The sequence below is a fragment of the Pseudomonas sp. S49 genome (assembly GCF_009866785.1).
Taxonomy (GTDB): Bacteria; Pseudomonadota; Gammaproteobacteria; order Pseudomonadales; family Pseudomonadaceae; genus Aquipseudomonas.
In genome coordinates, this window is record NZ_CP019432.1 from 5189451 (window position 1) to 5211694 (window position 22244).

The 22244-nt window shown below is 59.8% G+C and carries 19 protein-coding genes; 9 read left to right on the top strand and 10 right to left on the bottom strand.

From position 1 onward, the window contains the following. Positions 1-2: 2 nt before the first annotated feature. Together PspS49_RS22910 and PspS49_RS22915 are read right to left on the bottom strand one after the other, a co-directional pair. On the bottom strand, positions 3-845 hold the full coding sequence (locus PspS49_RS22910) for a mechanosensitive ion channel family protein (protein WP_127929520.1): 843 nt from the start codon (positions 843-845) through the stop codon (positions 3-5). A 181-nt stretch (positions 846-1026) separates the two neighbouring features. After that, positions 1027-1512, bottom strand: a complete 486-nt coding sequence (locus tag PspS49_RS22915; protein WP_007912755.1) for a YajQ family cyclic di-GMP-binding protein — start codon at positions 1510-1512, stop codon at positions 1027-1029. Positions 1513-1652: 140 nt separating this feature from the next. Between PspS49_RS22915 and PspS49_RS22920 the strand changes: the two genes are divergently transcribed. The 3 genes from PspS49_RS22920 to PspS49_RS22930 are packed head-to-tail and all read left to right on the top strand — an operon-like array spanning position 1653 to position 5240. Beyond that, the gene (locus tag PspS49_RS22920) at positions 1653-2570 is read left to right on the top strand and encodes a putative 2-dehydropantoate 2-reductase (protein WP_150750361.1); all 918 of its coding nucleotides are present in this window, start codon (positions 1653-1655) and stop codon (positions 2568-2570) included. Between the two features lie 45 nt (positions 2571-2615). After that, positions 2616-4652: a HAMP domain-containing sensor histidine kinase gene (locus tag PspS49_RS22925; protein WP_160041561.1), complete on the top strand. Its 2037-nt coding sequence runs from the start codon at positions 2616-2618 to the stop codon at positions 4650-4652. A 3-nt stretch (positions 4653-4655) separates the two neighbouring features. After that, positions 4656-5240 (top strand): cob(I)yrinic acid a,c-diamide adenosyltransferase, encoded by a 585-nt coding sequence (locus PspS49_RS22930; protein ID WP_160041563.1) that lies wholly within the window; start codon positions 4656-4658, stop codon positions 5238-5240. Between the two features lie 113 nt (positions 5241-5353). On the opposite strand, the gene PspS49_RS22935 is transcribed toward PspS49_RS22930, so the two are convergent. The 4 genes from PspS49_RS22935 to secA form a co-directional block, all read right to left on the bottom strand. After that, on the bottom strand, positions 5354-6301 hold the full coding sequence (locus PspS49_RS22935; RefSeq protein ID WP_127929524.1) for a Nudix family hydrolase: 948 nt from the start codon (positions 6299-6301) through the stop codon (positions 5354-5356). Further along, entirely contained in the window at positions 6298-6930 is a 633-nt protein-coding gene (locus PspS49_RS22940) for a glutathione S-transferase family protein (protein ID WP_160041565.1), read from the bottom strand. Before PspS49_RS22940 ends, PspS49_RS22935 begins: the two co-directional genes overlap by 4 nt. Positions 6931-7083: 153 nt before the next feature. Continuing rightward, the gene (gene argJ / locus PspS49_RS22945) at positions 7084-8301 is read right to left on the bottom strand and encodes a bifunctional glutamate N-acetyltransferase/amino-acid acetyltransferase ArgJ (protein ID WP_160041567.1); all 1218 of its coding nucleotides are present in this window, start codon (positions 8299-8301) and stop codon (positions 7084-7086) included. Between the two features lie 122 nt (positions 8302-8423). Further along, positions 8424-11159, bottom strand: coding sequence for a preprotein translocase subunit SecA (gene secA, locus PspS49_RS22950; protein ID WP_160041569.1), 2736 nt, complete (start codon positions 11157-11159; stop codon positions 8424-8426). A 308-nt stretch (positions 11160-11467) separates the two neighbouring features. On the opposite strand from secA, the gene PspS49_RS22955 reads away from it, so the two are divergent. Further along, positions 11468-11923: a DciA family protein gene (locus PspS49_RS22955; protein WP_127929528.1), complete on the top strand. Its 456-nt coding sequence runs from the start codon at positions 11468-11470 to the stop codon at positions 11921-11923. Between the two features lie 108 nt (positions 11924-12031). Here the strand turns inward: PspS49_RS22955 and PspS49_RS22960 are convergent, their stop codons facing one another. Next, positions 12032-13519: a helicase HerA-like domain-containing protein gene (locus PspS49_RS22960; protein WP_127929529.1), complete on the bottom strand. Its 1488-nt coding sequence runs from the start codon at positions 13517-13519 to the stop codon at positions 12032-12034. Between the two features lie 189 nt (positions 13520-13708). Between PspS49_RS22960 and PspS49_RS22965 the strand changes: the two genes are divergently transcribed. From PspS49_RS22965 to PspS49_RS22980, 4 genes are all read left to right on the top strand, one after another. Further along, positions 13709-15598 carry a methyl-accepting chemotaxis protein gene (locus PspS49_RS22965; protein WP_127929530.1) on the top strand — a complete coding sequence of 630 codons (1890 nt, stop codon included), beginning with the start codon at positions 13709-13711 and terminating at the stop codon, positions 15596-15598. Positions 15599-15867: 269 nt separating this feature from the next. After that, positions 15868-16980 carry a glycosyltransferase family 1 protein gene (locus PspS49_RS22970; RefSeq protein ID WP_150774453.1) on the top strand — a complete coding sequence of 371 codons (1113 nt, stop codon included), beginning with the start codon at positions 15868-15870 and terminating at the stop codon, positions 16978-16980. Further along, positions 16973-17749, top strand: coding sequence for a polysaccharide deacetylase family protein (locus PspS49_RS22975; protein ID WP_160041571.1), 777 nt, complete (start codon positions 16973-16975; stop codon positions 17747-17749). The genes PspS49_RS22970 and PspS49_RS22975 overlap by 8 nt, the downstream gene beginning before the upstream one ends. After that, positions 17746-18744, top strand: a complete 999-nt coding sequence (locus PspS49_RS22980; protein ID WP_160041573.1) for a lysylphosphatidylglycerol synthase transmembrane domain-containing protein — start codon at positions 17746-17748, stop codon at positions 18742-18744. The genes PspS49_RS22975 and PspS49_RS22980 overlap by 4 nt, the downstream gene beginning before the upstream one ends. Here the strand turns inward: PspS49_RS22980 and PspS49_RS29720 are convergent. Then, positions 18728-18904 (bottom strand): hypothetical protein, encoded by a 177-nt coding sequence (locus PspS49_RS29720; protein ID WP_174245079.1) that lies wholly within the window; start codon positions 18902-18904, stop codon positions 18728-18730. The genes PspS49_RS22980 and PspS49_RS29720 overlap by 17 nt on opposite strands. Positions 18905-18990: 86 nt before the next feature. After that, a complete protein-coding gene (gene purU, locus PspS49_RS22985; RefSeq protein ID WP_007912774.1) occupies positions 18991-19839 on the bottom strand; it encodes a formyltetrahydrofolate deformylase in 849 nt (282 codons plus the stop codon). Positions 19840-20175: 336 nt separating this feature from the next. Here purU and mvaT point away from each other — a divergent pair, with 336 nt between their 5' ends. After that, positions 20176-20553: a histone-like nucleoid-structuring protein MvaT gene (gene mvaT, locus PspS49_RS22990; RefSeq protein WP_007912775.1), complete on the top strand. Its 378-nt coding sequence runs from the start codon at positions 20176-20178 to the stop codon at positions 20551-20553. A 97-nt stretch (positions 20554-20650) separates the two neighbouring features. On the opposite strand, the gene sbcB is transcribed toward mvaT, so the two are convergent. Then, complete coding sequence (gene sbcB / locus PspS49_RS22995) at positions 20651-22081, bottom strand: exodeoxyribonuclease I (protein ID WP_160041575.1); 1431 nt, start codon at positions 22079-22081, stop codon at positions 20651-20653. Positions 22082-22244 lie beyond the last annotated feature (163 nt).

Here is a 22244-nt window from a genome sequence, read left to right on the forward strand (position 1 = left end):
TATCATTGTGTTACCGATTCCTGCACCACACGAATCACGCGTTGCGGAAAAGGAATATCAATGCCGGCAGTCTTTAAACGATCACGCGACTGTTCGTTAAACATGAACATCACGTCCCAGTAGTCTGCAGTTTTAACCCACACACGCAGCGAAACAGTGATCGAACTGTCGCCCAGCGTCGAAATCACGGCCTGTGGCGCAGGATCCTGCAAGACACGCTCATCCTTGGCCAGATCCAGCAGCACTTGACGGGCTTTTTGCAGATCGGCTTCGTAATCAACGCCTACATCAAACACGACTTTACGAGTCGGCTGACGGTTGGTGTTGGTGATGATGCCGTTCGACAGGTTGCCGTTCGGTACGATGATGGTCTTGTTGTCGCCGGTACGCAGTACCGTGTGGAAAATCTGGATGCTGTCGACAGTACCCGCCACACCTTGCGCTTCGATCCAGTCACCGATACGGAACGGGCGGAACAACAGAATCAGCACGCCACCGGCGAAGTTCGCCAGGCTGCCTTGCAAGGCCAGACCGATGGCCAGACCGGCAGCACCGATCGCTGCAACGAACGAGGTGGTTTCAACACCGATCATCGACGCGACGCTGACAATCAGCAGCACTTTGAGAATGATGTTCGCCAGGCTGCTGATAAAGCCTTGCAGGGCCAGATCGGCATTGCGCAGGGCCAGCAGACCGCCGAGCTTTTGCGTGACCTTGTTGATCAGCCACCAGCCAATGGCCAGGGTAATCACTGCCAGCAGCACGCGGCTGCCGTATTCCATGATCATTGGAATCCACGCCTGGGATGCCTTGACCAGGTTGTCCACCTCAGCATTCAAATCCATGTTCTATCTCCTGATTTCCGGCCATTCGGCACGCGAAAAATAAGCGGCAGAAACCCGCCGGGTGTACACAAAACAATGTGGGAGCGAGCCTGCTCGCGAAGGCGGTGTGTCAGTCAACTCATTGCTGAATGACACGGCGCCTTCGCGAGCAGGCTCGCTCCCACAGGTCATCTGACCGAGCTTAGTCGCGGAAGTTGTTGAACTGCAGTGGCATGCCGAATTCCTTGGCACGCAGCGCCGCGATGGCCTCTTGCAGATCATCACGCTTCTTGCCAGTCACACGCACTTGCTCGCCCTGAATGGCCGCCTGCACTTTGAGCTTGGCGTCCTTGATGTGGCCGACGATCTTCTTCGCCAGCTCCTTGTCGATGCCTTCCTTGAGCACGGCGTCCTGCTTCATCAGCTTGCCCGATGCGTAGGCGTCTTTGACTTCAAGGCACTGCACGTCGATCTTGCGCTTGACCAGCGCCAGCTTGAGGATTTCGATCATCGCTTCGAGCTGGAACCCGGCTTCAGCGGTCAGGCTCACGGTGAGGTCCTTTTCCTTGAACTCGAAGCTGCCTTTGCCTTTCAGGTCATAACGACGATCGAGTTCCTTCACGGCGTTCTCGACCGCGTTGGTGAGTTCGTGTTTGTCCAGTTCGGATACCACGTCGAACGACGGCATGTAATCTCTCCAATAAAAAGGCGCGCTCGATGTGGATGGAGCGCGCTTGGCTTGCGGTTAAAATCGGGCTCATTATAACGGGTCTTTTCCCACCGACACGGCGAGCCGCACATGCCTGTACGCAATCGAGCAAAAAACTGATGGCCACCCCCTGGCATATTCTCGGCGCTGGCAGTCTCGGCACACTGTGGGCCACACGTCTGGCTCGCGCCGGCCTGCCGGTCAGACTGATCGTGCGCGATGCCGAACGCTTGCAAAGCTATCAGGCTGCGGGCGGCTTGACGCTGGTGGAGCAAGGTGTGGCGAGCAGCTATGCGGTTCCCGGCGAAACACCCGACAGTCCCGAGCCGATCCGCCGTTTGCTGGTGGCCTGCAAAGCCTACGACGCCGAAAACGCCGTCGCCCGCCTCGCCCCACGACTGACAGCGGACGCCGAACTGATCCTTCTGCAAAACGGCCTCGGCAGTCAGGACGCCGTCGCCAACCGTGTGCCAATGGCACGTTGCATCAGCGCTTCAAGCACCGAGGGTGCATTTCGCGATGGCGACTGGCGCGTAGTGTTTGCCGGCCACGGCTTCACTTGGCTGGGCGACGCTGGCCATCCGGTTGCACCGATCTGGCTGGACGATCTCGACGCCGCGAAAATCCCCCACGAATGGAGCACCGATATCCTCACGCGCTTGTGGCGCAAACTGGCACTCAACTGTGCGATCAATCCGTTGACCGTGCTGCACAATTGCCGCAACGGGGGTTTGCAGGAACACCATTGCGAAGTCGCCACCCTGTGCGCCGAACTCGCGGAGTTACTGGAGCGTTGCGGCCAGCCGGCCGCCGCCGACAATCTGCAACAGGAAGTCGAGAGGGTCATCCACGCCACCGCCGCCAATTACTCATCGATGTTTCAGGACGTCGCCAACCAGCGCCGCACCGAAATCAGCTATCTATTGGGCCACGCCTGCAAAGTCGCCGCCCGCCACCAGTTGAACCTGCCGCACCTCAATCAATTGCAACAGCGGCTGATCGCGCATCTCAACAGCCGTGGATTGCCCAGCGACTGAGCAGCGGCTACGCTGGCCACTTGTTCCTTTGCTGCGATAAACCTGATGCCATTGCGCCAGCGTCTCGAAAACCTGCCGGTCGGCCAGAAACTGCTGGCCGCCCTGCTGGTGCTGTTGACCACTGTTCTGCTGGTCGCCAACCTGACCTTTATCAGCGCCGCCTATTACATCTCTCAGGAAAGCATGGCGCCGCAGGCCTTGCAGACCATCGGCCGACTGATTGCCAACCCGAGTCTGGTCAGCGAAGCCCTGCAATCGCCGCAGAGCGCCGAACGCCTGCTCAAGGAACTCGACAGCTATTCGCCACTGCGCGCTGCCGCGTTGTATGACGGCAAGGGCGAACGCCTTGCACAAGTCCAGCGCGGCGACAAACTCAACCTGCCGGAACGCTATCGGCATGTCGAAGCGTGGCAACTGACCGAGTTTCGCAGCAACCAGTTGATCACCCTGCCCCGCCCCGGCACCGCACCGGGCCACTTGTTGCTGGTGGCCAGCAGCGAACTGCCGATGGCCTTCTACACCGGCACGCTGACCGCCAGCCTCGGCATTCTGATTTTCAGTGTGTTGCTGTGGCTGGTGATTGCCCGGCAGATCAAACGTCTGATTACCCGCCCGATTCATCAGTTGGAAGAGCTCTCGCGCCAGGTCACCCGCGAAGAAAACTACGCTCTGCGCGCCTCACGCGGCAACCACGACGAAATCGGCAGCCTCGCCGAGGCCTTCAATACCATGCTGTCGCGCATCGAAGCCCGCGAGCAGCAACTCAAGCGCGCCCGCGATGACTCGCAAGCCGCCTACGATCAGGCGCAGGGGCTGGCCGAGGAAACCCGCCACACCAACCGCAAACTGGAACTCGAAGTCCAGGTGCGCAGCAAGATCGAGAAGAAGCTCACCGGTTTCCAGAACTACCTCAACAGCATCATCGACTCGATGCCCTCGGCGCTGATCGCCCTCGACGAGCAACTTTACGTCACCCAATGGAATCAGGAGGCCAGCGCCCTCTCCGGCACGCGACTGGACGAAGCGCTGAACCAGCCGATCTTTCTCGCCTTCGAACCGCTCAAGCCGTTTCTGCCGCAACTCAAGCAGACCGTCGAGCAACACACGGTGGCGAAGATCGAACGGGTGACGTGGTTCAAGGACGATGAACCCAAGCATTACGCGCTGACCTTCTATCCGCTGATGGGCGGCGCCGGGCGCGGCGTGGTGATCCGTATCGATGACATCACCCAGCGTCTGTCGCTGGAAGAAATGATGGTGCAGTCGGAAAAAATGCTCTCGGTCGGTGGCCTCGCCGCCGGCATGGCCCACGAAATCAACAATCCGTTGGGCGCGATCCTGCACAACGTGCAGAACATCCGGCGACGCCTGTCCGCGGATCTGCCGAAGAACCTCGAAACCGCCGAGCAACTGGGCATCGAACTGGACACGGTGAACCGCTACCTGCAGGGCCGCGAAGTGCCGCAATTGCTCGATGGCATTCAACAGGCCGGCGCTCGGGCAGCGAAAATCGTCACGCACATGCTCAGCTTCAGCCGTCGCAGTACCCGGCAAATGGCGCCGTGCGATCTGCCGGCACTGATCGATCAAGCCGTGGAAATCGCCGGTAACGACTTCGACCTGGCCATCGGCTTCGACTTCAAGGGGCAGGCGATCATCCGCCAGTTCGACCCGGCGCTCGGCCCGGTGCCGGGCACCGCCAACGAACTCGAGCAAGTACTGCTCAACCTGTTGAAAAATGCCGCGCAAGCCATTCACCAGCGTGAAGACGATAGCGAGCCGGGACGAATCATCCTGCGCACCAAACTCAATCCGCCATGGGCTGAAATCCAGGTCGAAGACAACGGCATCGGCATGAGCGAGAACGTGCGCAAACGCACCTTCGAGCCGTTCTTCACCACCAAGGAAATCGGCCAGGGCACCGGGCTTGGCTTGTCGGTGTCGTACTTCATCATCACCAATAATCACAAAGGGCAGATGGAGGTGCAGTCAGCACCGGGCCAGGGCACGTGTTTCACCTTGCGCCTGCCGTTGACGCCACCGCTGCCCATCGCTGCCGAAACCAATCAATTATCGAGGTAACCCATGGGCTTTCGCCTGTCGAAAATCTACACCCGCACCGGCGACAAAGGTGAAACCGGCCTGGGCGATGGCCGCCGTGTAACCAAGGATCATCCACGCATCGAGGCGATTGGCGAAGTCGACACGCTGAACAGTCAGGTCGGCGTGTTGCTGGCCGGGTTGCATGCCGAACGCGAGACGTTTCCGGGGCTGAATGAAGTGATTGACGTGTTGGCGCCTTGTCAGCATCGCTTGTTTGATCTGGGTGGCGAGTTGGCGATGCCGGCGTATCAGGCGTTGAATGCGGCGGAAATCGAGCGGCTGGAAGCAGCGATTGATGTGTGGAATGAGGAGCTGGGGCCGCTGGAGAATTTCATCTTGCCGGGCGGTTCGATGCTGATTGCGCAGGCGCATGTGTGCCGGAGCCTGGCGCGGAGTGCCGAACGGCGTTGTCAGCATTTGAATGCGATCGAGCCGTTGGCCGGGGTTGGGCTGGCTTATATCAATCGGTTGTCGGATTTGCTGTTTGTGGCGGCGCGGTTGATTGCGCGGCGGCAGGGGATTGCGGAGATTTTGTGGCAGCCAGCGGTAAAACCTGCAGAAATCTAGCGCCTGAAAGATCGCCTTCGCGAGCAGGCTCGCTCCCACATTTGATTGCATTCCAACTGAAGAAATCCGATCAACTGTGGGAGCGAGCCTGCTCGCGAAGAGGTCGGCAGCCTTTACAGAGAGTCAGGCCAGAACGCGCGAATCCCCGCCACACCTTGAGCGCCGTGGCCCCAGGCTTTTTCGCGCTCCGCCGGGCCAACCCCACCCAACAGAAAAACCGGCTTACTAAAGCCTTCGATCAACGTCGAAGCCTGCTCCCAGCCCAGCGGCTGCGCATCCGGGTGAGTCAGCGTCGGTTGCACCGGCGACAGCGTGACGAAATCCACACCCATCTGCTCGGCGAGGGCCAACTCTTCAGCGTTGTGGCACGACGCCGCCAACCAACGCTCCGCCGGTAACGGACGCCCCGCCGCGGCGTATTTGCGCAGCTGCGCAGAGGTGATGTGCCAGCCAGCAGAGGGGAAATCACCGAGCCATTCGAACGGCCCCTTGATCATCAGTTGCGCCTTGCCCGCACACAGCCCGGCCGCATCGACCGCCAGATCGCGATACTTGGGGTCATAGCCGTTCGGTGCGCGCAGCTGGATCAGTTTGATCCCGCCGGCAATCGCCTTCTGGATACCGCGCAGCAGAGCCGGGGTTTCCAGATCCTCAGGGGTAATCAGGTACTCCGCCGGCAAACGCGCCGCCGCAACGATCGGCTGGTTGGCGGCCGGGAACTCGTAGTTCGCCAGTTCCTTCGCAGTCACCCAGGCCAATGGCTGGCCTTCGGCACCGTGCGGCTCGCCGGTGAATGCCGAGACTTCCCAGACATCCAGCAATACCTGTTTGTCCGGGTAATCGTGACGCACTTTGATCAACGGCCGTGCAGCGCCAACGACGATGCCCAGCTCTTCGTGCAGCTCACGGGCGAGCGCGCTTTCGACCGACTCGTCGGCCTCGACCTTACCGCCGGGAAACTCCCACAAGCCGCCTTGATGCTGGGTGTCGGCACGGCGGGCGATGAGGATCTTGCCGCTGTCGTCACGGATGACAGCAGCGGCGACGTGTACGCGTTTCACGGAATCAACTCCTCCAGTCCAGCCTTTTGCCACGCTTTGAAGGCGGGCCATTGGTAGACGGTTTCAACATAGGCTTGGTCGGCGGCCGGCAGCTGCACTTGGTAGGTGCGCAGACGCACGGCAATCGGTGCGAAAAAGGCGTCGGCCAGACTCACACGACCGAACAGGTACGGCCCGCTCTCGGTCGCGGCGGCGCGGCATTCGGCCCACAGCGCGAGCATGCGCTCGATGTCGACCTTCACTTCTGGCGGCACCGGGTTCAGCGGCGCGTCATGGTTGAGGTTGAACGGCATGTGATTGCGCATGGCGAAGAAGCCGCTATGCATTTGGGCGCAGGCGGATCGGGCCTGGGCGCGGGCGAAAATATCGCTCGGCCAGAGCTGTTCGGACGGGAACTGTTCAGCGAGGTATTCGGCGATTGCCAGTGAGTCGGCAATGGTGCCGCGCGCCGTTTGCAGCAGCGGGACTTTAGCGGTCGGCGAATGCTTGAGCAGCAGCGCGCGGGTGTCGGGCTTGCCGAGTTTGATCAGTTCTTCGCTGTAGGGTGCGCCGGTCAGCTCGAGTGCCAGTGCGGCACGCAGGGACCAGGAGGAAAGCAGTTTGTCGCCGATGATCAGGTGCAGGGACATGGTGTGGCGCCTTTTCGTCAGAGGAGAATCCTGGAGACTTGCATTCTTTGAGCTGCCGTCTTCGCGAGCAGGCTCGCTCCCACATTGGATCGTGTTGCCACAAATCCTCTGTGGGAGCGAGCCTGCTCGCGAAAGAAGCGACCCGGTCTTGGATCAGGTGCGGTATTCAGCGTTGATCTTCACATACTCATGCGACAGGTCGGTGGTCCAGATGGTTTCGCTGCAATCGCCGCGACCCAACTCGATGCGAATGGTGATTTCTTCCTGCTGCATCACCGCCGAACCCTGGGCTTCAGTGTAGGTCGCCGCACGGGCGCCACGGCTGGCGATGCACACCTCGCCAAGGAACACGTCGATTTTGCTCACGTCCAGATCCGGCACGCCGGCACGACCAACGGCAGCCAGAATGCGGCCCCAGTTCGGGTCGGAGGCGAACAGCGCGGTCTTGATCAGCGGCGAGTGCGCCACGGTGTAGCCGACGTCGAGGCATTCCTGATGGTTGCCGCCGCCATTCACTTCAACGGTGACGAACTTGGTCGCACCTTCGCCGTCACGCACGATGGCCTGGGCCACGTCCATGCACACTTCGAACACTGCTTGCTTCAACTTGGCGAACAGCTCGCCTTCAGCGCGGGTGATTTCCGGCAGTGCGGCCTTGCCGGTTGCGATCAGCATGCAGCAGTCGTTGGTCGAGGTGTCGCCGTCGATGGTGATGCGGTTGAACGACTTGTTCGCGCCATCGAGCATCAAGTTGTGCAGGACGTCACGGGAGACTTTGGCGTCAGTGGCGATGTAGCCGAGCATGGTCGCCATGTTCGGACGGATCATGCCCGCGCCTTTGCTGATGCCGGTGACGGTGATGGTCACGCCGTCATGCTCGAACTGGCGGCTGGCACCCTTCGGCAGGGTGTCGGTGGTCATGATCCCGGTAGCAGCGGCTTCCCAGTTGTTTTCCGAGAGGTCGTCCAGCGCGGCTTGCAGCGCGCCTTCGATCTTCTCGACCGGCAGTGGCTCGCCGATCACGCCGGTGGAGTACGGCAAAATCTGCTCGGCAGCAACGCCGGTCAGCTCGGCCAGTCTGGCGGTGGTACGTTCGGCAGCGGCCAGACCCGGCTCGCCGGTGCCAGCGTTGGCGTTGCCAGTATTGGTCAGCAGGTAACGCACGGCATTTTGTACGCGTTTCTTCGCCAGGATCACCGGTGCGGCACAAAAGGCGTTCAACGTGAACACACCCGCCACGGTCGAGCCTTCGGCGCAGCGCATTACGACAACATCTTTGCGCCCGGGGCGCTTGATGCCGGCCGAGGCGATACCGAGTTCAAAACCGGCAACCGGGTGCAACGTTGGCAAAGGACCAAGACCAACAGCCATGAATGCGCTCCTTACTCAATGATGTCAGCACCGCCACGCGCAGTGACGGTGGTTTAAATGGCAAAACGCCGCGACGGCAGGAGCCGGTCGCGGCGCGGGTATTTCAGCGATTGAAACGGGTTTTACTGGATCTGCCCGTGGCAATGCTTGAATTTCTTGCCCGAACCGCAGTAGCACAGTTCGTTGCGGCCCAGCTTCTGCTCGTTGCGAACCGGGGCGGTGGCGAGGGCCACATCGACCTCTTCACCCAATACTTCCGGTTGCTCCAGACCTGGCGCTTCGGCGTGTTCGAACTGCATGCGGGCGGCCAGTGCTTCGGCTTCCTGACGCAGGCGTTGCTCTTCGGCTTCCGGATCTTCGCGGCGAACCTGAACGTGCGACAGCACACGGATCGAGTCGCGCTTGATCGAATCGAGCAGTTCGGAGAACAGCGTGAACGACTCGCGCTTGTATTCCTGCTTCGGGTTCTTCTGAGCGTAGCCACGCAAGTGGATACCGTGACGCAGGTGATCCATGGTCGACAGGTGGTCTTTCCACAGGTCGTCCAGCACGCGCAGTACGATTTGCTTCTCGAACGAGCGCAGTGCGTCGGCACCGGCCTGGTCTTCTTTCTCGTTGTACGCCGCCATCAGCTCGGTCATGAGCTTCTCGCGCAGGGTTTCTTCGTACAGGTGATCGTCTTCGTCGAGCCATTGCTGGATCGGCAGCTTCACGCCGAAGTCGCTGGCAATCGTCGCTTCCAGACCGGCCACGTCCCACTGCTCTGGCAGCGATTGCGGTGGAATGTGTGCGCTGACGGTGGCGTTGAGCACGTCCTGACGGAAATCGGCAATGGTCTCACCGATGTTTTCAGCGGCCAGCAACGTGTTACGCATGTGATAGATCACTTTACGCTGTTCGTTGTTGACGTCGTCGAACTCGAGCAGTTGCTTACGGATGTCGAAGTTGCGGCCTTCAACCTTGCGCTGCGCCTTCTCGATCGCGTTGGTCACCATGCGGTGTTCGATCGCTTCGCCCGGCTGCATGCCCAAGGCTTTCATGAAGTTCTTCACCCGATCAGAGGCGAAGATACGCATCAGGCTGTCTTCCAGCGACAGGTAGAAGCGGCTCGAACCGGCATCACCCTGACGACCGGCACGGCCACGCAGCTGGTTGTCGATACGACGGGATTCGTGACGCTCGGACGCGATCACCTGCAAACCGCCGGATTCCAGCACTTGCTGGTGACGCTTCTGCCAGTCGGCCTTGATCTGGGCAATCTGCTCAGGGGTCGGGTTTTCCAGCGACGCAACTTCAACTTCCCAGTTACCGCCCAACAGGATGTCGGTACCACGACCGGCCATGTTGGTGGCGATGGTCAGTGCGCCCGGACGACCGGCCTGCGCGATGATCTCGGCTTCCTTTTCGTGGAACTTGGCGTTGAGAACCTTGTGTTCGATGCCTTCCTTCACGAGCAATGCGGACATGTGCTCGGAGGTTTCGATGGTCGCAGTACCCACCAGCACCGGACGACCGGCAGCCATGCTTTCCTTGATGTCCGTAACGATCGCCGCGTATTTCTCTTCGGCGGTGAGGAACACCAGGTCGTTGAAGTCTTTACGCGCCAATGGTTTGTTCGGCGGAATGACCATGACTTCCAGACCATAGATCTGGTGGAATTCGAACGCTTCTGTATCGGCCGTACCAGTCATGCCGGACAGCTTGGTGTACAGACGGAAGTAGTTCTGGAACGTGGTCGAAGCCAGGGTCTGGCTCTCGGCCTGGATGTTCAGGCCTTCTTTGGCTTCGATGGCCTGGTGCAGGCCTTCGGACAGACGACGCCCCGGCATGGTACGACCGGTGTGTTCGTCGACCAGTACGACCTGGCCGTCCTGCACGATGTATTCGATGTTGCGATTGAACAGTTTGTGCGCACGCAGACCGGCATACACGTGGGTCAACAGGCCCAGGTTATGCGCCGAGTACAGGCTCTCGCCTTCAGCCAGGAGGCCGACGCGGGTGAGCATGTCTTCGATGAACTGGTGACCGGCTTCGTTGAGTTCGACCTGACGGGTCTTCTCGTCAACGGTGTAGTGGCCAGCCTTGGTGACTTCGCCTTCGACTTCTTCAACGTGCAGTTCCAGCTGCGGGATCAGTTTATTGATCTCCATGTACAGCTTGGAGCTGTCCTCGGCCTGACCGGAAATGATCAGCGGAGTACGCGCTTCGTCGATGAGGATGGAGTCGACTTCGTCGATCACGGCAAAGTTGAGTTCGCGCTGGAATTTTTCTTCCATGCTGAACGCCATGTTGTCGCGCAGGTAGTCGAAACCGAATTCGTTGTTGGTGCCGTAGGTGATGTCGGCGGCGTACGCCAGACGTTTCTCTTCCGGGGGCTGGAACGGCGTCACGACGCCGACGGTCAGGCCGAGGAATTCATACAGCGGACGCATCCAGTTGGCGTCACGACGCGCCAGGTAGTCGTTCACCGTCACAACGTGCACTCCCTTGCCGGACAGTGCGTTGAGGTAAACGCCCAGCGTTGCCACGAGGGTTTTACCCTCACCGGTGCGCATTTCGGCGATCTTGCCTTCGTGCAAGGTCATGCCACCGACGAGTTGCACGTCGAAGTGGCGCATACCCATGATGCGCTTGCCGGCTTCGCGGGCGACCGCAAAGGCTTCTGGCAACAGCTTGTCGAGGGTTTCCCCTTTGGCGATGCGGGCCTTGAACTCATCGGTCTTGGCGCGCAATTGATCGTCCGAAAGGGCCACCATTTGCTCTTCGAAGGCATTGACGAGCTGCACCGTCTTGAGCATGCGTTTGACTTCACGCTCGTTCTTGCTTCCAAAAAGTTTCTTTAACAAAGGCGCAAACATATCGGCAGGATCTTCCACACTAAAGGGATGGAGGGCGGCCCCGTGAGCGTCGCCCGTGCAGCCCTCATGGCCGCATGCGAACGAGCATTCTACCCGGAAACGGAAGTGAGGAAAGTGGCGATGTTCCACGATGCTGGCACTGCGCTTTGACGGGGCTCACTTAAAATAGGGGCGTTTTGCTCAACTTCAAGTCATACAAGGCAGAAGTTAGTCGTTGATTTAATGGGTAAAGCGGGGGCAAAAGCAATGGGCGAGTGATTTCGGCCTTTCTGCTACCATGGCGTTTCTGTTACTTCAGGTGTTCGATCATGGCATTTCGCCCTCTTACGGCCAGAGCACCCGCCGTTCTCCTGCGCGAAGCCAAGCCGCTCAAAGCCATCCTCGGCCACGCCCAGCGACTGGGTCATTTGCAACGCCTGCTCGAAAGCCAATTGCAACCTGCAGCCCGCGAACACTGCCATGTAGCGTCGTGGCGCGAAGGCAGTCTGTTGCTGATCGTCACTGATGGCCACTGGGCCACACGCCTGCGTTACCAGCAAAAACGCTTGCAGCGGCAATTGCAGATGTTTGATGAGTTCGCCAGTCTGACGCGGATTCTGTTCAAGGTGCAGCCGCCTACAGTGCAGCGCGGGGCGGCCGGGCACACGATGGATTTGTCCACGGATGCGGCGGCTACGATTCAGGCCACGGCGGACGGGATCAGTGATCCGGGATTGCGCGCGGCGTTGGAGCGCCTGGCGGCGCACGCCAAAAACAAATCCTGACAGCTATCAATAATTGTAGGAGTGAGCCTGCTCGCGATAGCGGTGAAACAGTCGACATTGTCGTGACTGGCATACCGCAATCGCGAGCAGGCTCACTCCTACATTAGATCAGCGGCGTTTGCTGCCACCGAGCAATGAGCCCATCAAGCCGCGCACCAATTGCTTACCGAGGTTATTGGCAGCCTGACGCATGGCCGACTTCAACGCCTGCCCTGCCGCCGTACCGAGAAACTCCCCTGCCCTGTCGGCAAGGCTTGGCTCTTCAACCGCTGGCTTGCCGGCGGGTGCCTCGGCCTCAGGCGCCAGGCCTTTACGGCCCATGAGAATTTCATACGCCGATTCACGATCAATCGGCTTGTCATAGCGCCCCTTGAACGGCGAGCCGGCGATCAATACCGTGCGCTCGGTTTCCGTCAGCGGCCCGATCCGCGATTGCGGTGGCGCCACCAGCCCGCGCTGAACCATTTCCGGCGTGCCTTTCTCGGTCAGCGTGCCGACCAGCGCTTCGCCAATCCCCAACTCGGTCAGCACCGACAAACTGTCAAACGCCGGATTCGGCCGGAAGCCGTCCGCCACCGCGCGCAGGGATTTCTGCTCTTTGGCGGTAAAGGCGCGCAAGCCATGCTGGATGCGCAGGCCAAGCTGCGCGAGCACGTCATCAGGCAAGTCCGCCGGCGACTGGGTGACGAAATACACGCCAACACCTTTGGAACGAATCAAGCGCACCACTTGCTCCAGCCTTTCCTGCAAGGCCTTCGGCGTATCGCCAAAAAGCAAATGCGCTTCATCGAAAAACAGCGCCAGCAGCGGTTTATCGGCATCGCCGCGCTCCGGCAACTGCTCGAACAACTCAGCCAGCAGCCACAACAGGAACGTCGCGTAGACCTTCGGCGCCTCGTGTACCAGACGACTGGCGTCGAGCAAGTGAATGCGCCCACGGCCATCGGCGGTCGGCTGCAAAATGTCTTCAAGTTGCAGTGCCGGCTCGCCAAACAATGCTTCGGCGCCCTGCTGCTCAAGAATCGCCAGGCGGCGCAACAGCGCCTGACTGGAACCGGTGGTCATCAGCGCCGCGTCTTCGCCCAACAGTTGCGGGTTGTCCTTGAGGTGATTAAGCAGCGCCTTCAGATCTTTCAGATCGAGCAACAACAGGCCTTCGCGGTCGGCAACTTTGAACGCTGCGTAGAGCGCTGACTGCTGGCTGTCGGTCAGCTCCAGCAGACTGCCGATCAGCAGCGGGCCCATTTCGCTCAACGTGGTGCGCAACGGATGACCGGACTCGCCGTGGATATCCCACAAGGTCACCGGATACGCCTGCGCTTTGTAATTGAGCCACGGCATCCCGGCAATGCGCTCGGCAACCTTGCCCTGCGGGTTGCCGGCCGCACCGAGGCCGCACAGATCACCCTTGATATCAGCGGCAAACACCGCGACGCCGGCGTCGCTGAACGCCTCGGCCAAACGTTGCAAGGTGACGGTTTTACCGGTACCGGTGGCGCCGGCGACCAGTCCGTGGCGGTTCGCCAGGCGCATGGCCTGACCAATCTGTTGCCCCGCGAGGTCGGCGCCGATTACGAGTTGCGATGAGTCAGGCATTTTGTCACCCAATGGTTAATCTTTGATTCTGCATGGCCGATAAAGAAGAGTGAGAGACCCGACCACAAGTCAGGCCGGACATTTCCCTAAGGAGAGACGGAAATATCAGCTTGTTTTCACCCTTGCCCATTTCGCGCGCCTCTATAAAAGCACGCCCTGGACATTAAGACCTTAGCGGAACCCCAAGCCATGAACAAAAATCTGCGCTTCAGCCATAAAATTTTGCTTGCCGCCGCCCTTATCGTCATTGCCGCCTTCGCCTCGTTTACCTTGTACAACGACTGGCTACAGCGCAACGCGATCCGCGATGACCTGAACAACTATCTCAACGAGATGGGTGAAGTCACCGCCGGCAATATCCAGACCTGGCTCACCGGTCGCATTCTGCTGATCGAGAACGCCGCCCAGAACATCGCCATCAACCCGGAACCGGCCAATGTCGCCAGCCTGCTGGAACAGAAAGCCCTGACGTCGACGTTCATGGCTTCCTACCTCGGCGATGCCACTGGCCACTTCACCATCCGTCCTGATGCGAAGATGCCCGACGGTTTCGATCCACGCGTGCGCCCTTGGTATAAAGGTGCCGAGAGCAGCAGCACCTCGACTTTGACCGAACCGTACATCGACGCTGCCACCGGCCAGTTGATCATTTCCATCGCCACTGCCTCGAAGAAGGCCGGTCAGAGCGTCGGTGTGGTTGGCGGTGACCTGAGTCTGCAATCGCTGGTCGACACCCTCGCCGCGCGGGATTTCGACGGCATGGGTTATGTGTTCCTGATCAGCGCCGATGGCAAGATCCTCGTGCACCCGGACAAGGCTTTGGTGATGAAATCACTCAAGGAAGCCTATCCGCAGGATACCCCGCGCATCAGCAGCGACTTCAGCGAAGTCACCGTTGACGGCAAAACCCGCATCGTCACCTTCGCGCCGATCAAAGGCCTGCCGTCGGTGAACTGGTACATCGGTCTGTCGGTGGACAAGGATCAGGCGTTCGCAATGCTCAGCGAATTCCGCACCTCCGCAGTGATCGCGACAGTCATCGCTGTAGCGATCATCCTCGCGCTGCTCGGTATGCTGATCCGCATTCTGATCCAGCCGCTGCACGTCATGACCCGCGCCATGGAAGACATTGCCGATGGCGAAGGCGACCTGACCAAACGCCTGACCATCGTTAACAACGATGAGTTCGGCGTGCTGGGCACCGCATTCAACCGCTTCGTCGAACGTATTCACGGCTCGATCCGCGAAGTGTCGTCGGCCACCGGGCAAGTCAACGAAGTAGCGCTGCGTGTGGTCGCTGCGTCGAACTCGTCGATGTACAACTCCGATCAGCAAGCTTCGCGCACCAGCAGCGTTGCCGCCGCGATCAACCAGCTCGGCGCCGCCGCGCAGGAAATCGCCCGCAATGCAGCACAAGCGTCGAATCAGGCCAGTGATGCACGCGGCCTCGCCGAAGACGGCCAGCAAGTGGTGGATCGCAGCATCAAAGCGATGAATCAGCTGTCGAGCATGCTCAGCGCGTCGAGCAGCAACATCGAATCGCTGAACAGCAAAACCGTGAACATCGGCCAGATTCTCGAAGTGATCACCAGCATTTCCCAACAGACCAACCTGCTGGCGCTCAACGCGGCGATTGAAGCGGCGCGTGCCGGTGAGGCCGGTCGTGGCTTCGCGGTGGTGGCCGATGAAGTGCGCAACCTGGCGCACCGCACCCAGGAATCGGCGCAGCAAGTGCAAACCATGATCGAGGAGCTGCAAGTCGGCGCCCGTGAATCGGTAAGCACCATGAGCGACAGCCAGCGCCACAGTCAGGACAGCGTCGAGATTGCCAACCTCGCCGGGGAGCGCTTGAACAGCGTGACGCAGCGCATTGGCGAGATCGACGGGATGAACCAGTCGGTGGCCACCGCGACCGAGGAGCAGACCGCCGTGGTTGAGTCGATCAACGTCGATATCACCGAGATCAACACGCTGAACCAGGAAGGCGTGGAGAACTTGCAGGCGACACTGCGCGCGTGTTCGGATCTGGAGCAGCAGGCTTCGCGGTTGAAGCAACTGGTTGGCAGCTTCCGTATCTGAAGATCAAGAGCCTTACCCCCTCACCCCAGCCCTCTCCCCCAGGGGGGCGAGGGGGAAAGGGAGCCGATCGGGGGGGGGGTCCAGACTTGAGTTCGAATCAGGTCTCTCAAGTCGGCGTACCCCCAACATCCACCTCGGTCAGTCCCCTCTCCCTCCGGGAGAGGGTTAGGGTGAGGGTGCTCTTCAGCTCTACCGCGCAATCCCGACCGAACATCTATTCTTGATAAAGGTCAACCAAGGGAGAACCACGCAGCGGAGGGATGATCACCGTGCATATCGCCGACATCACCATGTTCTACGCCCCGGCCAGCGGTGGCGTGCGCACTTATCTGGATGCCAAGCATCGCCGGCTGGGAGTCAAACCCGGCATTCGTCACAGCCTGCTGATTCCCGGCGCGCACTTCGGTGAACACGATGGCGTTTATACGGTTCCCGCCCCCGCCCTGCCCTTCGGCAAAGGGTATCGCTTCCCGCTGCGCCTCGCGCCTTGGCGAAATGTCCTGCAGGATTTGCAGCCCGACCTGATCGAAGTCGGCGACCCATACCTGACGGCCTGGGCCGCACTGGATGCGCGGCGACAACTGGATGTGCCGGTGATCGGTTTTTATCATTCGGATCTGCCGCTGCTGATCGGCAATCGTATGGGGCATTGGGTCACGCCGAATATCGAGGCGTATGTCACCCGGCTCTACGGCAACTTCGACCGGGTACTGGCACCCAGCCAGGTGATGGCTGACAAACTCAGCGGACTTGGCGTGCGCAATGTCTTCGTGCAGCCCTTGGGCGTGGACCTGCAAACCTTTCATCCTGAAGCGCAGGACCGCAATCTGCGCGCAGAACTGGGCATCGTCGAGGACACACGCCTGCTGATTTTCGCCGGACGCGGCTCGAAAGAGAAAAACCTGCCAGTGCTGCTCAACTGCATGAGACGCCTCGGCCCGCGTTATCACCTGCTGCTGGTCGGCTCATCGATGCCCGCGGTGGTGCCGGAAAACGTCAGTGTGATCGACGAATTCTGCCCTGCCTGGCGAGTCGCGCAGTTGATGGCCAGTGCCGACGCACTGGTGCATGCCGGTGATCAGGAAACTTTCGGGCTGGTGATTCTTGAAGCCATGGCCTGCGGCATTCCCGTGGTCGCCGTGGCCGCGGGAGCCTTTGAAGAAATCGTTACTGAGTCATGCGGCCTGCTCTGTGCGCCGAACAACCCGCAGGCGATGGCCAATGCCGTGCGCGAGCTGTTCAGTCGTGGCTGCGTGAGACTTGGCCAACAGGCGCGCGAACATGTAGAGCAGCATTACGCGTGGGATGCGGTGGTCGACAGCCTGCTCAGTCACTATCACGCCGTCCTTGGCCACGCACTGCCACGGGTGGCCAATGGCTGAGTCGATGAATCACCCTGCCGTGTTGCTGGTGCTGCACGATGTGGCGCCCTCGACACGGGCGGATTACCAGCCGTTTGTCGCGGCCGTCGACGCAATGGGCCATGTGCCGATGACCTGGCTGGTGGTGCCGGACTTCCATCGACGCAACGCCCTTCAGGCTCACCCGTCGTTTCGTCGAATGCTCGATGAGCGCGTCGCCCGTGGCGATGAACTGGCCCTGCACGGCTATTTCCATGACGACCTGGAGCCCGGGCCGACGACCCCACGTGACTGGTTCATGCGCCGGATCTACACCCATGAAGGCGAGTTCTACGGTTTGCCCCCTGAAACCGCCCTCGCCCGTCTGCGCGCTGGCATCGAGTTGTTTCAGCGCTACGACTGGCCACTGCACGGCTTCGTCGCCCCGGCGTGGCTGATGAGCGACGGCACACGCCAGGCACTGCGCCAATTGCCGCTGAGCTACACCAGTGATCCGCAGTATCTCTATCGCTTGCCGGACTTCACCGCCATCAATGCCCCGGGCCTGGTCTGGAGTGCCCGCAGCGCCTGGCGCCGTGGCTTGTCAAAAATAGTCAGCGAGCAGCGGCAGCAGCGCTGGCGTCAGGCGCCGGTAATTCGGCTAGGCTTGCACCCGGTGGACATGCGCCATCGTTTCTCTCGTGATTACTGGTTGCACACCCTTGAACGATTGCTGGCGGAAGGACGCGTACCGATGACCAAAATGCACTGGCTCGCTCAACAGCGCGGTCTATTGGAACGCGCCGCATGAGTCGCGGCATCCTGTTATTGATCGGCCTGCTCGCGGCAGTGCTGATTCCGGTTGTGCTCGGCGGCAGCGAAACCTGGGTGCGCCTGCAAAGCTTTCCGTTGCAATGGTTGCTGGTGATGTTCGGCATGATCCTGCTGTGCTGGGGCATCAATACCTTGCGTTTGCGTTTGTTGCTCGGCGATCAACGCGACCGCGTCACGCCGCTGAAAAGTCTTGGCGTGGTCATGGCCGCCGAATTCGCTTATTGCGCGACACCCGGTGGCAGTGGCGGGCCGCTGACGATCATGGCCCTGCTGGCCCGATCGGGCGTGCGCCCGGCGCGGGGCAGCGCGGTGTTTGCCATGGATCAGCTCAGCGACTTGCTGTTCTTTCTCTGCGCCCTGAGCGGGATTCTGATTTATGCGCTGTTTCAGCATCTGAGCGATCGACTGGAGTGGCTGCTGACCGTCAGCGCCGTGTCGTTGTTTGGCGGCCTGTTCAGTTGCGTGTTGGTCGCGCGCTACCACCGCGCGTTGATTCGACTGAGCGGGCGTCTGTTGGCAAGGGCCAACGTCAAGGTCAGCACCCGGCGGCGCTGGGCGCGCAAGTTGCTGCACTTTCTCGCGGCTTTTACCGACACGCTGAAGTTGCCCTGGCAGACACTGATCAAGGTCTTTGCGCTGACGTGCGTGCATTGGCTGCTGCGCTACAGCGTGTTGTATCTGGCGGTACGCGGTCTGGGCGCAGACTTGCAGTGGGCCTGGAGTTTTCTGGTGCAGATGCTGTCGCTGGGCGCCGGACAATTCAGCCTGCTGCCGGGCGGCGCGGGGGCGGCGGAACTGACATCGGCGGCACTGTTGGCGCCGATGATCGGGAAATCCACCGCAGCGGCGGCGATTCTGATCTGGCGGGTGGTGACTTACTACTTCTATCTATTGGTGGGTGGCCCGGTGTTTCTGTTGATGTTGGGGCGCCCGTTGCTGAAGAAACTGATGAATGTCAGGCAGGCTTCTTAGCTTCGTCCTGATCCTCTTTGAGTTGTTCCCACAACTCGGCGGCGCCGGGAAACTCGGTGCCATCTTCCGGGCTCATGTCTTCCGGATCGTAGCGGCTCAGGCAACCTTCACCAAGGGTTGCCGGGGCTTTGGATGTGGCTTTGTCCAATGGATCGCTCATGAGCTTTTCCTCGGTTCAGAAACGGCGAAGGGCCTGGAACGATTGAACGCCCAGACCCTTCGTTTTTCAAGCCTGTGTGATTTGAATCAGAACACCACAGTCTTGTTGCCATGCACCAGCACGCGGTCTTCGAGGTGATAGCGCAGGCCACGAGCAAGCACCATCTTCTCGACGTCACGGCCGAAACGCACCATGTCTTCGATGCTGTCACTGTGGCTGACACGGACCACGTCCTGCTCGATGATCGGGCCGGCGTCCAGCTCTTCGGTCACGTAGTGGCAGGTCGCACCGATCAGCTTCACGCCACGCAGCGACGCCTGGTGATACGGCTTGGCGCCGACGAACGACGGCAGGAAGCTGTGGTGAATGTTGATGACTTTATGTGCGTATTCACGGCACATGTCCGGCGGCAGGATTTGCATGTAGCGCGCCAGCACCACCACTTCAGCATCGTGCTGTTTGACCAGCCGCGACACTTCATCGAAGGCCGGTTGCTTGTCCTGCGGATTGACCGGGACGTGGTAATAAGGAATGCCGTGCCACTCGACCATGCTGCGCAGGTCATCGTGGTTGGAAATCACGCAAGAGATTTCGCAGTCCAGTTCATCGCTGTGCCAGCGATGCAGCAAGTCAGCGAGGCAGTGGGATTCGCGGCTGGCCATCAGCACAACGCGCTTTTTCTGCTCGGTGTCGGTGATGCGCCAGTCCATCGAGAACTCTTCGGCGATCGGCGCAAACTTCTCGCGCAACACTTCAATACCGAAAGGCAGCGAATCGGCACGAATCTCGTGACGCATGAAGAACCAGCCCACTTGATTGTCCGAGTGGTGGCTCGCTTCGGTGATCCAGCCGTTGTGGGCTGCCAGAAAATTACTGACTTTGGCAACAATGCCAACGCGGTCCGGGCAAGAAATCACCAGGCGGAAAGTGCGCATGAGGGGGAAACTCCAGAACTTCGCAAAGGCCGCCATTCTAGCGGCTGCGCGGGAAAACTGCAGTATTGATCAGCACGGCCCCGCTCAGGCTCGGCGCTACGGATGCTTGACGGGGTGATCGTCCACCTGACAGTGATCCCGTGGTATCGCTTGATCAGACAACTGTGAATATCTGTGATGACTGGGTCACACTATTTAACTGAATATTCAATAGATGGCAGTTTCTCGTAACTAATTTAAATAAAAACTCCGGTTAAATGTTTACTTGATGAAACAGCCTGACTATTATTGCGGCACTGTCCCCCTGCCATTCAGCACTCTACTAAGGTAGTAATCATGTCCTTGATCAACGAATACCGCGCCACCGAAGAAGCTATCAAAGAGCTGCAAGCCCGTTTGAAGAACCTGTCGCAAGACGACAAACTGCAAGCCGAGCTGGAATTCGAAGGCAAACTGCGCACCCTGATGGGCGAATACTCCAAGTCCCTGCGTGACATCATCGCGCTGCTGGACCCGGAAGCAAAAACCAAAGCAGTACGTGGCGGCGCAGTAAAAACTACCGGCACCAAGCGTGCCCGCAAAGTTAAACAATACAAAAACCCGCACAACGGCGAAGTCATCGAAACCAAAGGTGGCAACCACAAAACTCTGAAAGAGTGGAAAGCCAAGTGGGGCGGTGACGTGGTTGAAGGCTGGGCTACCCTGCTGGGCTAAGCCGCAACGCTTTCGCAGAGCGATCCGCGAAAAAACAAACGCCAGCGAATGCTGGCGTTTTTTTATGCACGGCATTTAAGCCCGGTCATGTTCGATTTCAAAGATTCAAACGTTTGCGCAATGCCTGGACATAATTCTGCCATTCATTGAGCACCTCACTCTGCAGCTGCGTGGCATTAAGTGACCATTGCTCTGCTGCCTCGCTAAAAGACTTCAAGGTATTCGGCGCGCCGTATTCAGGTGCGGACAACCGCTGCTGACAAAATATTCTCCAGCGTTCTTGCTCTTCGAAATTCAACGTCTCGGGAAAGTTACGCGCGCGATATCGAAAGAGTAATTCGGGCAAACGTTCGTCATCGAAAGGCCATTGCTCTTGCGCTAGTTGTGCCGGGTCGGCGCTCCTCACTTGCTCACATAGACGGCGGTCGCGATCACCGATAAATCCGTCGTACAACTGTTGTTCGGGATCCTCGCTCGGCGTGAAATCTTCGCTGGCATAAATTGCCGCAACTTTATCTTTCCAAACTTGTTGTGCGTCAGTTAGCCGCAACGCTCGCTGTTGATACAGCGCCATGTCCAGCCCCAGACGCTGCTGATCCTGCGCGCGCAAAACCGCAAGCGGCGCCACCACCGGGCAACGGTTGATGTGAATCAGCTTGAGCGGTACCGGCAACTCGCCTTCCAGCAAGTCATCGCGACGCGTGTACAAACGCTGGCGCAGGGTTTGCGCGTCGAGATCCAGCAAACCCTGCGGGTCGAGGTGCAGGTCACAGACGATCAGTGCATTACGGTTTTTCGGGTGCCAGGCCAGTGGCAGCACCACGCCGACATAACTGCGTGCCGCCGAGAAACGCCCTGAAATATGCACCAGTGGCTGCAACAGGCGAATCTGGTCCATGACTTTCTGCTTGCTGCGCAACTGAAACAGCCAGTCATACAGCTTCGGCTGTTTTTCGCGGATCAACCGCGCCAGTGCGATGGTGGCGCGCACGTCTGACAAGGCTTCGTGGGCGTGACCATGATCGATATTGTTCGCCGCCGTCAGGCGTTCGAGCTTGAGCGTCACCCGGCCTTCGTCATCGGTCGGCCAGACCAGACCGTCAGGACGCAACGCGTAAGCAGCGCGCACCACATCGATCAGATCCCAGCGACTGTTGCCGCCCTGCCACTCCCGCGCGTAGGGGTCGAAGAAGTTGCGATACAGGCTGTAGCGGGTCATCTCGTCGTCGAAACGCAGCGTGTTGTATCCCGCCCCGCAGGTGCCGGGGGCGGCCAGCTGAGCGTGAACCCGCGTCATGAAATCCGCCTCGCTCAAACCCTTTTCGGCAAGCTGACCCGGGGTGATACCGGTGATCGCGCAGGCCGCCGGATGCGGCAGGATGTCTTCGCTGGGCTGGCAGTAGAGATTCACCGGCTCGTCGATTTCGTTGAGCGCATGGTCGGTGCGAATCCCGGCCACCTGCAACGGGCGATCGTTGCGCGGATTGATGCCAGTGGTTTCGTAGTCGTACCAGAAGATTGAAGTCACGGGCGGTTCCTGAACTGAAGATCGGCGAAGTCTAGGCGCTCGACCGCCGTCGCGGCCAGCCTTGAAACATTCAAACACCTTGCGGCAATCACTGTGCAATACATAGTTATGTCGTTTCCCCCCGAGAGGCTGCTAGCATCGGCCTCACTTGTACCCCGAACAG

Coding starts and splice junctions, on each gene's coding strand:
- PspS49_RS22910 (WP_127929520.1), bottom strand. CDS start 845: ATGGATTTGAATGCTGAGGTGGACAACCTGGTCAAGGCATCCCAGGCG.
- PspS49_RS22915 (WP_007912755.1), bottom strand. CDS start 1,512: ATGCCGTCGTTCGACGTGGTATCCGAACTGGACAAACACGAACTCACC.
- PspS49_RS22920 (WP_150750361.1), top strand. CDS start 1,653: ATGGCCACCCCCTGGCATATTCTCGGCGCTGGCAGTCTCGGCACACTG.
- PspS49_RS22925 (WP_160041561.1), top strand. CDS start 2,616: ATGCCATTGCGCCAGCGTCTCGAAAACCTGCCGGTCGGCCAGAAACTG.
- PspS49_RS22930 (WP_160041563.1), top strand. CDS start 4,656: ATGGGCTTTCGCCTGTCGAAAATCTACACCCGCACCGGCGACAAAGGT.
- PspS49_RS22940 (WP_160041565.1), bottom strand. CDS start 6,930: ATGTCCCTGCACCTGATCATCGGCGACAAACTGCTTTCCTCCTGGTCC.
- argJ (WP_160041567.1), bottom strand. CDS start 8,301: ATGGCTGTTGGTCTTGGTCCTTTGCCAACGTTGCACCCGGTTGCCGGT.
- secA (WP_160041569.1), bottom strand. CDS start 11,159: ATGTTTGCGCCTTTGTTAAAGAAACTTTTTGGAAGCAAGAACGAGCGT.
- PspS49_RS22955 (WP_127929528.1), top strand. CDS start 11,468: ATGGCATTTCGCCCTCTTACGGCCAGAGCACCCGCCGTTCTCCTGCGC.
- PspS49_RS22960 (WP_127929529.1), bottom strand. CDS start 13,519: ATGCCTGACTCATCGCAACTCGTAATCGGCGCCGACCTCGCGGGGCAA.
- PspS49_RS22965 (WP_127929530.1), top strand. CDS start 13,709: ATGAACAAAAATCTGCGCTTCAGCCATAAAATTTTGCTTGCCGCCGCC.
- PspS49_RS22975 (WP_160041571.1), top strand. CDS start 16,973: ATGGCTGAGTCGATGAATCACCCTGCCGTGTTGCTGGTGCTGCACGAT.
- PspS49_RS22980 (WP_160041573.1), top strand. CDS start 17,746: ATGAGTCGCGGCATCCTGTTATTGATCGGCCTGCTCGCGGCAGTGCTG.
- PspS49_RS29720 (WP_174245079.1), bottom strand. CDS start 18,904: ATGAGCGATCCATTGGACAAAGCCACATCCAAAGCCCCGGCAACCCTT.
- purU (WP_007912774.1), bottom strand. CDS start 19,839: ATGCGCACTTTCCGCCTGGTGATTTCTTGCCCGGACCGCGTTGGCATT.
- mvaT (WP_007912775.1), top strand. CDS start 20,176: ATGTCCTTGATCAACGAATACCGCGCCACCGAAGAAGCTATCAAAGAG.